At 72.3% G+C, this 12,715-nt stretch carries 13 protein-coding genes; 10 read left to right on the top strand and 3 right to left on the bottom strand.

Annotation, left to right across the window (positions count from 1 at the left end; all coding sequences use genetic code 11):
- Positions 1–42 precede the first annotated feature (42 nt).
- The gene (locus J7I94_RS37410; protein WP_215174766.1) at positions 43–726 is read left to right on the top strand and encodes a vancomycin high temperature exclusion protein; all 684 of its coding nucleotides are present in this window, start codon (positions 43–45) and stop codon (positions 724–726) included.
- Positions 727–823: 97 nt separating this feature from the next.
- On the top strand, positions 824–2,917 hold the full coding sequence (locus J7I94_RS37415; RefSeq protein WP_215174768.1) for a molybdopterin oxidoreductase family protein: 2,094 nt from the start codon (positions 824–826) through the stop codon (positions 2,915–2,917).
- Here J7I94_RS37415 and J7I94_RS37420 read toward each other — a convergent pair.
- Positions 2,880–3,368 (bottom strand): ATP-binding protein, encoded by a 489-nt coding sequence (locus J7I94_RS37420; RefSeq protein WP_374198501.1) that lies wholly within the window; start codon positions 3,366–3,368, stop codon positions 2,880–2,882. The genes J7I94_RS37415 and J7I94_RS37420 overlap by 38 nt on opposite strands.
- A 189-nt stretch (positions 3,369–3,557) precedes the next feature.
- Here J7I94_RS37420 and J7I94_RS37425 point away from each other — a divergent pair, with 189 nt between their 5' ends.
- From J7I94_RS37425 to J7I94_RS37435, 3 genes are all read left to right on the top strand, one after another.
- Positions 3,558–4,445 carry a helix-turn-helix transcriptional regulator gene (locus J7I94_RS37425; RefSeq protein ID WP_215174770.1) on the top strand — a complete coding sequence of 296 codons (888 nt, stop codon included), beginning with the start codon at positions 3,558–3,560 and terminating at the stop codon, positions 4,443–4,445.
- 3 nt (positions 4,446–4,448) lie between these two features.
- Positions 4,449–4,655, top strand: coding sequence for a DUF397 domain-containing protein (locus J7I94_RS37430; RefSeq protein ID WP_215174772.1), 207 nt, complete (start codon positions 4,449–4,451; stop codon positions 4,653–4,655).
- 125 nt (positions 4,656–4,780) lie between these two features.
- Positions 4,781–5,134: a beta/gamma crystallin domain-containing protein gene (locus J7I94_RS37435; RefSeq protein ID WP_215174788.1), complete on the top strand. Its 354-nt coding sequence runs from the start codon at positions 4,781–4,783 to the stop codon at positions 5,132–5,134.
- A gap of 378 nt (positions 5,135–5,512) precedes the next feature.
- Here the strand turns inward: J7I94_RS37435 and J7I94_RS37440 are convergent, their stop codons facing one another.
- Positions 5,513–6,100, bottom strand: a complete 588-nt coding sequence (locus J7I94_RS37440) for an NADPH-dependent FMN reductase (RefSeq protein WP_215174774.1) — start codon at positions 6,098–6,100, stop codon at positions 5,513–5,515.
- A 238-nt stretch (positions 6,101–6,338) separates the two neighbouring features.
- On the opposite strand from J7I94_RS37440, the gene J7I94_RS37445 reads away from it, so the two are divergent.
- Together J7I94_RS37445 and J7I94_RS37450 are read left to right on the top strand one after the other, a co-directional pair.
- Positions 6,339–6,872 (top strand): hypothetical protein, encoded by a 534-nt coding sequence (locus J7I94_RS37445; protein ID WP_215174777.1) that lies wholly within the window; start codon positions 6,339–6,341, stop codon positions 6,870–6,872.
- A gap of 111 nt (positions 6,873–6,983) precedes the next feature.
- Positions 6,984–7,610 carry a class F sortase gene (locus tag J7I94_RS37450; RefSeq protein WP_215174779.1) on the top strand — a complete coding sequence of 209 codons (627 nt, stop codon included), beginning with the start codon at positions 6,984–6,986 and terminating at the stop codon, positions 7,608–7,610.
- A gap of 10 nt (positions 7,611–7,620) precedes the next feature.
- Here the strand turns inward: J7I94_RS37450 and J7I94_RS37455 are convergent, their stop codons facing one another.
- The gene (locus J7I94_RS37455; RefSeq protein WP_215174781.1) at positions 7,621–8,403 is read right to left on the bottom strand and encodes a TSUP family transporter; all 783 of its coding nucleotides are present in this window, start codon (positions 8,401–8,403) and stop codon (positions 7,621–7,623) included.
- Between the two features lie 120 nt (positions 8,404–8,523).
- Between J7I94_RS37455 and J7I94_RS37460 the strand changes: the two genes are divergently transcribed.
- From J7I94_RS37460 to nirD, 3 genes are read left to right on the top strand one after another with little or no spacing between them, the layout of a single operon-like run.
- Positions 8,524–9,738 carry an NAD(P)/FAD-dependent oxidoreductase gene (locus J7I94_RS37460; protein ID WP_215174782.1) on the top strand — a complete coding sequence of 405 codons (1,215 nt, stop codon included), beginning with the start codon at positions 8,524–8,526 and terminating at the stop codon, positions 9,736–9,738.
- Positions 9,739–12,324 (top strand): nitrite reductase large subunit NirB, encoded by a 2,586-nt coding sequence (gene nirB / locus J7I94_RS37465; RefSeq protein WP_215174784.1) that lies wholly within the window; start codon positions 9,739–9,741, stop codon positions 12,322–12,324.
- Complete coding sequence (gene nirD, locus J7I94_RS37470) at positions 12,321–12,689, top strand: nitrite reductase small subunit NirD (protein WP_215174786.1); 369 nt, start codon at positions 12,321–12,323, stop codon at positions 12,687–12,689. The genes nirB and nirD overlap by 4 nt, the downstream gene beginning before the upstream one ends.
- Positions 12,690–12,715: the final 26 nt, after the last annotated feature.

Below are 12,715 nucleotides of genomic sequence, written 5' to 3' on the forward strand. Positions count from 1 at the left end.
GGACCGTGAGGGCCGTCATGGGTCGTCTTGGGAGGGAGCCCGATGCACAGACGGTGGCGACCGCGGCTGCCGCGTACCCGGGCCGGGTGGCGGCGGCTGACGCAGGCCGTGGTGGTGGTGTGTGTACTGGCGCTGCTGCCAGGGGCGTGGCTGCGCCTGGTGACGGACGACCGGCTGCGTGCCGTGGACGACGTGCCCCGCACCGGCGTGGCCGTCGTCTTCGGCGCCGGGCTGTGGGACGACGAGCCGTCGCCGTACCTGGCGCACCGGCTGGACACGGCGGCCGAGCTGTACCGGGCGGGCCGGATCGAGGTGGTCCTGGTCACCGGGGACAACAGCCGTGCGGAGTACGACGAGCCGGACGCCATGCGGACGTACCTGGTCCGGCACGGGGTGCCCGACGCGCGGATCGTCAGCGACTACGCGGGGTTCGACACCTGGGACTCCTGCGTGCGCGCGAAGAAGATCTTCGGGGTCGACCGGGCCGTTCTCATCAGCCAGGGCTTCCACCTCCGGCGGGCGGTGGCGCTGTGCGAGGCGGCGGGGGTGACGTCGTACGGCGTCGGGGCGGCGGACAGGCACGACCTGACCTGGTACTACGGGGCCGTACGGGAGATCTTCGCGGCGGGGAAGGCGGCGCTGGACGTGGTGTTCGAGCCCGACCCGCACTTCCTCGGGCCGAAGGAGCCGGGGGTGCGGCGGGCGCTGGAGGCCGCCGGCCGCTGACCTCACGGCGGGGCCGGGGTGGCGGGGAGGTCGCCGTCCCGGCCGCGTAACAGGGAGCCGCCGGGCCGCGTAACACGCGCGCCGCACTGTGGGTGACATGCAGAACATCGCGACGCCGACACCCACGCCGACGCACTGCCCGTACTGCGCCCTGCAGTGCGGGATGAATCTGACGCCGGCCGCCGACGGGACCGTGGAGGTCTCCGAGCGGGTGGACTTCCCGGTGAACCGGGGTGCGCTGTGCGGCAAGGGGCGGACCGCGCCGGCGGTGCTGTCCTCGCGGGTGCGGCTGACGTCGCCGCTGGTGCGGGCGGCGGACGGGACGCTGGTCGAGGCGGGGTGGGACGAGGCGCTGGACCGGATCGCCGGGGCGCTCGGGTCGATTCGCGCGGAGCACGGCGCGGACGCGCTCGGGGTGCTCGGCGGGGGCGGGCTGACCAACGAGAAGGCGTACGCGCTGGGGAAGTTCGCGCGGGTCGTGCTGGGGACCTCGCAGATCGACTACAACGGGCGGTTCTGCATGTCGTCGGCGGCGGCGGCCGGTACGAAGGCGTTCGGGCTTGACCGGGGGCTGCCGTTTCCGCTGGAGGACATTCCGCGGACGGGCTGTGTGATCCTGGTCGGTTCGAATCCGGCCGAGACCATGCCGCCGTCGCTGCGCTTCTTCCGCGAGCTGAAGGAGAACGGCGGCACGCTGATCGTCGTCGATCCGCGCCGCACGAAGACGGCCGAGCAGGCCGACCTGCACCTGGCGCCCCGGCCGGGTACGGATCTGGCGCTGGCGCTGGGCCTGCTGCACCTGGTGGTGGCGGAGGGGCGGGTCGACGAGGCGTACGTGGCCGAGCGGACCTCCGGCTGGGAGGAGGCGCGGGCGGCGGCGATGGCGCACTGGCCGGAGTACGTGGAGCGGATCACCGGGGTTCCGGTGCCGGAGCTGCGGGAGGCCGTGCGGATGTTCTGCGCGCCTCAGGCGGCGATGGTGCTGACCGCGCGCGGGCCCGAGCAGCAGTCCAAGGGCACGGACACGGTGGGCGCGTGGATCAACCTGTGCCTGGCTACCGGGCGGGCCGGGCGGCCGTACTCCGGGTACGGCTGTCTGACCGGGCAGGGCAACGGGCAGGGCGGGCGCGAACACGGGCAGAAGGCCGACCAGTTGCCCGGCTACCGGAAGCTGACCGATCCGGCGGCGCGGCGGCATGTGGCCGAGGTGTGGGGGGTGGATCCGGAGTCGCTGCCGGGGCCGGGGCGCAGCGCGTACGAGTTGCTGGACGCGCTGGGGAGGGATGTGCGGTCGCTGTTGCTCATGGGGTCCAACCCGGTCGTGTCGGCGCCGCGGGCGGCCCATGTGGAGTCGCGGTTGCGGTCGTTGGACTTCCTGGCGGTGTGCGACGTGGTGCTGTCGGAGACGGCGGAACTGGCGGACGTGGTGCTGCCGGTGACGCAGTGGGCGGAGGAGACGGGGACGACGACCAGTCTGGAGGGGCGGGTGCTGCTGCGGCGCCGGGCGATCACGCCGCCGGACGGGGTCCGCAGCGACCTGGAGGTGCTGCACGAGCTGGCCGACCGGCTGGGGGTGGAGAAGGGGTTCCCGGCCGATCCGCAGGAGGTGTTCGAGGAACTGCGGCGGGCGAGTGCGGGCGGGGTCGCGGACTACTCCGGGATCAGTTACGGGCGGTTGGCGGAGGAGGGTGGGGTGTTCTGGCCGTGTCCGGCCGGGGACGCCGAGGTTCACCCCGGCACCCCGCGCCTTTTTCTCGACCGGTTCGCCACGGAGGACGGGCGGGCGCGGTTCGTGCCGGTCGCGCACCGGCCCGCGGCGGAGGAGACGGACGAGGAGTACCCGGTGCTGCTGACCACCGGGCGGGTGGTGGCGCAGTACCAGTCGGGCGCCCAGACCCGGCGGGTGGACGAGCTGAACGCGGCGGCGCCTGGGCCGTTCGTCGAGCTGCATCCCCGGCTGGCGGCGCGGCTGGGGGCGGCGGAGGGCGACCCGGTGGCGGTCGTGTCGCGGCGGGGGCGGGCGGTGGCCCCGGCCCGGATCACGACCGGTATCCGTCCGGACACGGTGTTCATGCCGTTCCACTGGCCGGGTGAGGGGCGTGCGAATGTGCTGACCAATCCGGCGATGGATCCGACGTCGCGGATGCCGGAGTTCAAGGTGTGTGCGGTGCGGGTGGAGGCGGTGCGGTAGGGCGTGGCGGCTCGGTAGGGCGCGGTGCGGTAGGGGGCGGGACGTCCAGCTCGCACCAGACGCTTTTGCCGACGGTCCGCGTCATGGTGCCCCAGCGGTCGGCGAGTGCCGCCACGATGAGCAGGCCGCGTCCGGAGGTCTCGTCCTCGGGGACGTCTCGGGGGCGCGGCAGCAGTTCGCCCCTCGGGTCGGAGACGTCGATGCGGAGACGGCGGGCGAACAGGGCGAGTTCGACGCGGAAGAGGCGGTCACGGAGACAGCCGTGCAGTACGGCGTTGCCGCCCAGTTCTGAGACGAGGAGGGCGGCGTCCGGGGCGAGGCCGGCGTGACCCCATTCGGTGACGAGGCGCTGCGCGCGGTGGCGGGCGAGGGCGACGCTCTTGGGGAGAGGGGTGTAGTCGAGGCGGTCGTACTGGAGGGGTCGTTCTTCGGGGGCGGTCAATCCGCTCACCTCCGGGCGGGGGTTGGAGACGCCGACTGAAGCCAGGCGGCGTCTTTCTGTGCACGCTCCGTTCCGGACGGTAGCGACGCGCCAACTCTCGTTCAATGTCTTCCCGGTAGATATCCACCGATCGTGTTGCGTGCGGCTCCTCCGCGGACCCAGACTGACCCCGCACAACCGCGAAGGAGTAACCCGTTGGTGACAGCTAGCCAGGCTCGTCAGGGCAACAGCACCTCCAGCGTTCTGGGCCGCAGACTGGGAGCGGAGCTCCTCGCCCTGCGTACGGCTGCGGGCCTCACCCAGCCGCAGGCCGCCAAGGCTCTCTCCGCCTCCACTGCGAAGGTGGCCAAGCTGGAGGCCGGCTGGGTACCCGTACGCGACCCGGACATCCGTGCCCTGTGCGAGACGTACGGCGTCCATGACCCCCGCGTCATCGGCGGGTTGCTGGAGCTCGCCAGAGTCGATCGCGAGCGCCGCAAGGCCAAGGGCTGGTGGGACGACCACAAGATCCCTGGGGTCATGCAGGAGTACGTCGCACTGGAGAACGCGGCGACGATGATCAGGGCGTGGCAGCCGTCCTTCATCCCCGGTCTGCTCCAGACGGCCGACTACGTGAGGGCGCTGAGGAGCACCGGGATCTCCTCCGCAGCAATGAAGAAGCAGTCCGACGAGGACTTCGTCCGGGCCCGCACAGCACGACAACAGCGCCTGTACGGCGACGCGCCGCTCACGTTCCGCGCGGTGATCTACGAAGCGACGCTGCGCAACTTGCCCGGCGACCGGGAGACGGCTCGTGGCCAGCTCGATCACCTCTGCCGGACGGCCGACCAGCCCAACATCACCGTCCAGGTCTTCCCGTTCGACGCGGGCACGCACTTCGGCCTGAACGGGCCGTTCAACATCATCTCGTTCGCCGAACCCGGCGCTATGGACGTTGTGTACGTCGAGGCTCCCTTCGCACAGAGGTGGGTGGAGGGTGGCCGCGAAGCCGCCGCTTACGATGAGCTGTTCGAGTTGATCGCCGAACGGTCCCTCGACCAGCGAGCGTCCGTCGCGTTCCTTCACCGTCTCCGGAAGGATCTCTGAGCCGTGCCCGAGCCCGCCTTCCGCAAGTCGAGCTACAGCGATCCCGAGGCGGAGTGCGTCGAAGTCGCCACCAACGTGCCGATGACCGTCGCCGTACGGGACTCGAAGGACCCCGACGGCGCCGCGCTTCGACTCCGCCCGGCCGCCTGGGTGTTGTTCCAGGCGGCGGTTGGCGAAGGCGGCATGGAGCTCGACTCGGAGTCCGGATGATTCCTCTCCTTTCAGTGCTCCACCCGAAGGGGTGGTATGACCCGGCACGTCTTGTTCTCGCGCCGAGGAGGCCAGGACAGTTGGCAGCGGAATTCACCGTTCTGCATCCGACTCTGGGAGAGAACATGAGCTCGAAGAAGAAAAGCGTCGTGCGGGCCATGGCCACGGCGGTCGCCGCGGCTGCCGCGTTCACACTGGTCGGGCCGACCGGGACCGCGCACGCGATCAACAAGGTCACCTGCGACCCCGACAAGGCGTTCCTGAAGATCTGGTCCCACATGAACGGCACTGACAGCGTGGACTGTTATGCGAACGCCGGGAAGACGAACTTCGGCGGGTGGTGGGTCGACAAGATCTCCACCGGGAACAACGACGTGAAGTACTACGACAACAACGGCGACGTGGTGAAGATCGCGCGGAATACGGTGATCAACTTCCCGAACCGTCCGCCGAAGGTCAACGCCATCGAAATCCTGTGAGGAACGTCCCGCAGGCGTCGTGACGCGCACCGAGGGCCGCTCACCCGCACCGGTATTCCCGCCGCGGGTGAGCGGCCCTCGGCCTGGGCGCGTCGGCGGCCGGGAACGAGCGGGGCGGCGCGTGCGCCGGGATCCGGCCGATGACATCGCGCAGGAGGTGAACGTCGGTGTGGAGGTGGCCGGGGGCCGACGCACGCGGGTGTCGGGCCGGCTGTGTCGTGCCCGGCGTCCGGGAGGCGCGTCGGCGTCTCGGCGGCACGCCGGGACGGCTCAGCGGCTCTCCGTGGGGGGGAGGAGGGGGGCAGGGTCCCGGCTCAGGAACGTCAACACTTTGGCGTTGAGTGTCGAGGGGCCGCTCGTTCGACAGCCGTCGTCGTTCTAGGCGCCGTACGGGTGCTGTTGCTTCGCCTCCCGTAGGGCCCTCCCCCACCACGTCAGCTGGTCCAGCATCACCTTCGCCGCCGCGTCCGGGGCGGTCGGGTCCTTCAGGTGGCCCTCGTCGTCGAAGGCGGCGCCCGCGTGGTGGAAGGAGACCGTGTCGCGGACGGTCACGGCGTGGAGTTCCGCGAAGACCTGACGGAGATGCTCGGCGGCGCGCAGGCCGCCGGCCAGGCCGCCGTAGGTGACCAGGGCGACGGGCTTGGCCTGCCATTCCGTGTAGTGCCAGTCGATGAGGTTCTTCAGGGCCGCCGGGAAGGAGTGGTTGTACTCGGGGGTGAGGACGACGAAGGCGTCGGCGGACGCCAGTTTCGGGGTGATGGAGGCCAGTGCGGTGTCCGTCTCGGGGGAGCGGGCGAAGGTGGTCGGCAGGTCGGGCGTCGTGGCGACGTCGACGACCTGCGGGGTCAGGTCGGTGCGGGCCCGGAGGCGGTCCAGGAGCCAGTCGGCGATGACGGGGGCGAAGCGGCCGTGGCGGTTGCTGCCGATGACGAGGGTGGTGCGGAGGGGGGCGTCCGTTGTCTTCATGGAGGGCAGCCTGGTAGCTCAAGTTTGGTTGAGGTCAAGGGGTCACCCGTCACCCGTTCACACCTGGGCGGGCCCGCGTTCGGGGCGTGGTCGTGACCTGCTGGAACGGGAGACGAAGGCACCCGTTCTCCGTAATTCTGACGTTCGGTCAGGGAGCGGAGTGGAGGTGCCGGCTTTTTCCTCGGAGGGGCAGGGGTCACCGACAGCCCGAGCCGGCCACCTCGAAGGAGTACTGCTGATGCGACGTACCGCCCGCCTGCTGACCGGTACCGCACTCGCCGCGGCCGGTACCGGCCTGATCGTCGCGGGGCCCGCGTACGGCGGCGTACCCGGCGATCCGTCCGGTGGGCTGCTGCTGCGGCCGGCCTCGGTCGTGCCGGGCGACCGGGCGGCGGTGGACACGGAGGCGTGCGGGGAGGGCGGTACGGCGGCCGGGGACGCCAGTGCCGTGGGGGCCGGGGCGTTCACGCTGGCGCCGGACGGCGAGGCCGGGACGACGACCGGCCGGTTCCGGGTGCCGCCGGGTGCGCAGCCGGGGACGTACGAGATCGTCGCCACCTGTGCGGGGAGCGGGAAGCGGGTGGCGGGGGATCTGGTGGTCACCTTGTCGGCGGGGGCTCAGGTGTATCCGAAGGGGAGCGTGAAGACGGGGGTCGGTGGCGCGTTGGGCCCCGATCCCGTGCAGACCGCGGCCGGTGTGGCGGCTCTGGCCGTCGCCGCCGCGGGCGGTACCTGGCTCCTGCATCGCCGGGCGAGAGGCGACGGGATCTGACGGGCACCCTCCGCCGCCCGTCCGCCGGTACCGCACTTCCCCACCCCCTCCGGGTCCGACGCCCCTCGCGGCCCGGAGGGGGCCCGGGGCGAAGGGAGAAGGGTCCTCGTCATGCGCCGCAGGGTCGGTAACACCGTCATAGCGGGCGTCACCGTCCTCGCCCTCGGCTCGGGGGCCTGGCTGCTGTGGGGCGGGGCGGGGGCCGGGCCCCCGCCGCAGCCCTCCGCCGCCGAGGCCCGCGCCGGGCACGGGCGGCAGGAGCCGGGGGTACCGCCGCTGCCGCCCTCCCCGCCCGACCGTGTGCGTATCCCCGCGATCCGCGTCAGCGCCCCGCTGACCGGCCTCGGACTGACCGCCGGCGGCAGCCTGGACGTGCCGCCCGCCGAGGACGACAACCTCGCCGGCTGGTACGAGGCCGGCACCACGCCCGGTGAGACGGGGACCGCGATCGTCGCCGGGCACGTCGACACCGCGCGGGGGCCCGCCGTCTTCTACCGGCTCGGCGCGCTGAAGCGGGGCAGCACGGTGGAGGTGGACCGGCGGGACGGGTCGGTGGCGGTGTTCACCGTGCACGCGGTGGAGGTGTACGACGCCGAGGACTTTCCCGACGAGAAGGTCTACGGGCGTGCCGGGCGGGCCGAGTTGCGGGTCATCACGTGCGGGGGCGGCTGGTCGCGCGGGACCGGGTATCGGGGGAACGTGGTCGTCTTCGCCCATCTGACCGGCAGTCGCCGGTGAGCCGTGGAGGTCAGGCCAGCCACTGTTCGTACGCCATGTTCGCCACGAGGGCGAAGACGACCGTCAGCAGCACGATCCGGACGAAGCCGCTGCCCTTCTTCAGGGCCGTGTGCGCGCCGAGCATGCCGCCGGCGAGGTTGAAGACGGCCATCAGGGCGGCCAGTTGCCACAGGACCGCGCCCTGCCAGGCGAAGGTGGCGAGCGCCCCGGCGTTGGTGCAGCAGTTGACGATCTTGGCGGTGGCGGAGGCCGTGACCAGGTCGAGGTGGAGTACGGCGGTGAGCGCCAGGACGAGGAAGGTGCCGGTGCCGGGGCCTATCAGGCCGTCGTAGAAGCCGATGCCGAGGCCGGCGAGGCCGATCGCGGCGAGGACCTGGCGGCGGGTGGCCGGGCCGGTGGCGGGGGCGGTGCCGAAGGCCGGGCGGAGGATCACGAACGCCGCGACCGCGAGCAGGACCACCATGATGACCGGCTTGAGGACCTCGGTGCTCATGCCGGCCGCGAAGAACGCCCCGCCGGAGGAGCCGGCCAGGGCCGCCAGGCCGATGCGGACGGCGAGCCGGACGTCGACGGGGGCTTTGCGCGCGTACGTCACCGCCGCGCCCGTGGTGCCTACGATCGCCACCGCCTTGTTGGTGCCCAGCGCGTGCGCGGCCGGGGTGCCGGCGGGCAGGCCGAGCAGGAGGACGGGCAGCAGCAGGAGCCCGCCGCCGCCGACCACGGCGTCGATCCAGCCGGCGGCCAGGGCGGCCAGGCAGAGCAGGACAATCATGGTCAGCGTGATGTCGGGCATGATCATGACGATAGCCCGCCGTTCCCTCACACCCACGTCCCGCTACCACTGAGGGCAGCGTTCCTCGCGGGAAACAGAGGTGATGCGGCCGGGTAACACCGGCACCGCACGCTCGGTGGCATGACCTCGAATACGCGTGTGGTGGTGATCGGCGCCGGCCTCGCGGGTGTCACCCTCACCCGGCGCCTCGGCGAGCTGGGCGTGCCCGCGCTGCTGATCGGCGAGGAGCAGCACCCGCCGTACAACCGGGTGCTGCTCGCCGAGGTGCTGGCCGGACGGTACGGCGCCGAGGTGATCGCGCTGCCGGAGCCCGCCGGGCTGGTCCGGGGCCGGGTCACCGGCATCGACCGGGACGCGCGGACCGTGGCCTGTGCCGACGGTTCGGTGATCGCATACGACACGCTGGTGCTGGCGACCGGGTCCAATGCCGTGCTTCCGCCGTTGCGTGGACTGTTCACGCCCGAGCATGAACTGCCCCGGGGCGTGCACGCGTTCCGGACCCTGGACGACTGCCTGGCGTTGTCGCGGGCGGTGCGGCCGGGGGCGCGGGCGGTCGTGATCGGGGGCGGGCTGCTCGGGGTGTCCGCCGCGCGGGCGCTCGCGGTGCGGGGCGCGCAGGTGGTGCTGGCCCAGCAGTCCGAGCGGCTGATGGAACGGCAGCTCGACCCGGGCGCCTCCCGGCTGGTGCGCCGGCACCTGGAGGACCTGGGGGTGGAGGTGCACACCGAGTGCCGGGTGCGGGACGTGCGCTGCGTCGGCGGTGCGGTGCGGTCGGTCGAGCTGGCCGACGGGTACGCCCTCGACGCCGATCTGGTGGTGCTGGCGTGCGGGGTCCGGCCGCGTACCGGTCTGGCGGTGGAAGCGGGCCTCGACGTACGTAAAGGCGTCGTCGTCGACGACGAGCTGCGGACCAGTGACCCGCACATCCGCGCCATCGGCGACTGCGCGCAGCACGCCGGCACGCTGTACGGGCTCGCCGCGCCGGCGCTGGAACAGGCCGACGCGCTCGCCCGGTCGCTGGCCGGTGACCCGGCCGCCCGCTACGGCGGCACCCGCTCGCTGACCCGGCTCACCCTGACCGGGCCGGACAGCCCCTTCGACCTCGCCGCGTTCGGGGAGACCGAGGCACTCCCGGGCGATGACGTCGTGCAGCTCGCCGACGCCACCCGGGGCACGTACCGCAAGGTCGTCGTCCGCGACGACCGGCTGGTCGGCGGGGTCCTGGTCGGCGAACTCGGCACCGTCGGCGCCCTCGCCCGCGCCTGGGAGGGAGCAGAGCCGCTCCCCGACGACGGCCCCCTGCTCCACCTGCTCACCAACGACGGAGGCTCCTGAATGTCCACGGATCAGTCGACCATCGTGCTCGTCGGCCACGGCATGGTCGGCCAGCGCTTCCTCGAAGCGCTCGCCGAGCGCGGCCTGACCGCCACGCACCGCGTGGTCGTCCTGTGCGAGGAGCCGCGTCCCGCCTACGACCGGGTCGCCCTCACCTCGTACTTCTCGGGGAAGACGCCCGACGACCTGTCGATGACCGACCTGGCGTTCATCGAGGAGCACGGCATCGAGCTGTACGTCGGTGATCCGGCCGAGGCGGTCGACCGGGAGGCGAAGACCGTGACGGCCCGGTCGGGGCTGGTCGTCGGGTACGACGTGCTGGTGCTGGCCACCGGCTCGTACCCCTTCGTGCCGCCGGTCCCCGGCAAGGACGCCACCGGCTGTTTCGTGTACCGCACGATCGAGGACCTGCTCGCCATCGAGGAGTACGCGAAGACCGCGACGACCGGTGCGGTGGTGGGCGGCGGGCTGCTGGGCCTGGAGGCGGCGGGTGCGCTGAAGGGGCTCGGGCTCACCTCGCACATCGTGGAGTTCGCGCCCCGGCTGATGCCCGTACAGGTGGACGAGGGCGGCGGCGCCGCACTGCTGCGGACCATCGAGGAGATGGGGCTGTCCGTCCACACGGGGGTGGGGACGCAGGAGATCGTGACCGACGGTGAAGGTGCCGTGCGGGGCATGAAGCTGTCCGACGGGTCGGAACTCGCCACCGATCTCGTGGTGTTCAGCGCTGGTGTGCGGCCTCGCGACCAGCTCGCCCGGGAGTGCGGGCTGACGGTCGGCGAGCGCGGCGGGATCGCGGTCGACGAGCAGTGCCGGACCGTCTCCGACCCGCATGTCTTCGCCATCGGCGAGTGCGCGCTGGCAGCCGACGGGCGGGTGTACGGGCTGGTCGCGCCCGGGTACGAGCAGGCGGCGACGGCCGCCGCGACGATCGCCGAGGACGAGGCGGCGTTCACCGGCGCCGACCTGTCCACCAAGCTGAAGCTGCTCGGCGTGGACGTGGCCTCCTTCGGCGACGCGCACGGCACGGCCGACGGCTGCCTGGACGTCGTCTACTCCGACTCCCGGGCCGGGCTGTACAAGAAGCTGGTCATCGGGCGGGACGGCACGCTGCTCGGCGGCATCCTGGTCGGGGACGCGGAGGCGTACGGCACGCTGAAGGCGTTCACCGGATCCGTGCCGCCGGTCTCGCCGGAGTCGCTGGTGCTGCCGGCGGGGGCGGGGGCCCCGGCGCAGCTCGGCCCGGCGGCCCTGCCGGACGACGCGGTGATCTGCTCCTGCCACAACGTCACCAAGGGCACGATCCGGGGCGCGGTCACCGACCACCAGTGCGTGACGGTGCCCGAGGTGAAGAAGTGCACCAAGGCCGGTACCGGCTGCGGCTCGTGCGTGAAGGTGCTCGGGCAGCTGGTCACCGCCGAGCTGGAGGCGAGCGGCGTCGAGGTCGACAAGGGCCTGTGCGGCTGCTTCGGGCAGACCCGCGAGGAGCTGTACGAGATCGTCCTCGCCCTGCGGATCACCTCCTACCAGGAACTCCTCGACCGGTACGGCCGGGAGGCGGCCCGGGGCGGCGACGGGTGCGAGGTCTGCAAGCCGACGGTCGGCTCGATCATCGCCTCCCTCGCCCCGGCGATCGGCGCCAGCGGCTATGTCCTCGACGGTGAGCAGGCCGCGCTCCAGGACACCAACGACCACTTCCTGGCCAATCTCCAGAAGAACGGCTCGTACTCCGTCGTCCCGCGGATCCCCGGCGGGGAGATCGCGCCGGAGAAGCTGATCGTGATCGGCGAGATCGCGCGGGACTTCGGGCTCTACACGAAGATCACCGGCGGTCAGCGCATCGACATGTTCGGCGCGCGGGTGGAACAGCTCCCGTCGATCTGGGCGCGGCTGGTGGACGCCGGCTTCGAGTCCGGGCACGCGTACGGCAAGTCGCTGCGGACGGTGAAGTCGTGCGTGGGGCGGACCTGGTGCCGGTACGGCGTGCAGGACTCGGTGCGGATGGCGATCGACCTGGAGCTGCGGTACCGGGGGCTCCGGTCGCCGCACAAGCTGAAGTCGGCGGTGTCGGGCTGCGCCCGCGAGTGCGCCGAGGCCCAGTCGAAGGACTTCGGCGTCATCGCCACCTCCAGCGGCTGGAACCTCTACGTCGGCGGCAACGGCGGCGCCACCCCGCGCCACGCCGACCTGCTCGCCCAGGACCTGTCGGACGCCGAACTGGTCCGCCTGATCGACCGGTTCCTGATGTTCTACATCCGCACCGCCGACCGGCTGGAGCGCACCTCGACCTGGCTGGAGCGCATCCCCGGCGGCCTGGACCACGTGCGCGACGTCGTCGTCCACGACTCGCTCGGCATCTGCGACGAGCTGGAGGCGCTGATGAGCGCCCATGTCGCCGGCTACCGCGACGAGTGGGCCGAGACCATCAACGACCCCGAGAAGCTCGCCCGGTTCGTGTCCTTCGTCAACGCGCCGGACACCCCCGACCCGGTCGTCGGCTTCGTCCCGGAGCGCGACCAGATGAAGCCCGACCTGCCGCTGCTCTCCATCGGCCACCGCCCCCTGGAAGGAACCTCCCAGCGATGACCCTGGCCCCCGAGACCACCGACCTGCTGGTCCAGCTCCGCCTGACGGACGGCTGGTTCACCGTCTGCGACCTGAACCGGCTGCTCCCCGGCCGGGGCGTGGCGGCCCTGCTGCCCGACGGCACCCAGGCGGCCCTCTTCCGCGACCGCACCGGCACGCTGTACGCCATCGACAACCGCGACCCGTTCACCGGCGCGGCGGTCCTCTCCCGGGGGCTGACCGGCACCCACGGGGGCCGCCCGTTCGTCGCCTCCCCGCTGCTGAAACAGCGCTTCGACCTCGCCACCGGGCAGTGCCTGGACGACGAGTCGGTGCGGGTGACGGCGTACGAGGTGCGGGCGCGGGCCGTCACGGCGGCCGTCTAGGGCCTGTCGTTTGGATCAGGACGCAG

Origin of the sequence: Streptomyces sp. ISL-12, assembly GCF_018614415.1 — a bacterium.
Classification (GTDB): Bacteria; Actinomycetota; Actinomycetes; order Streptomycetales; family Streptomycetaceae; genus Streptomyces.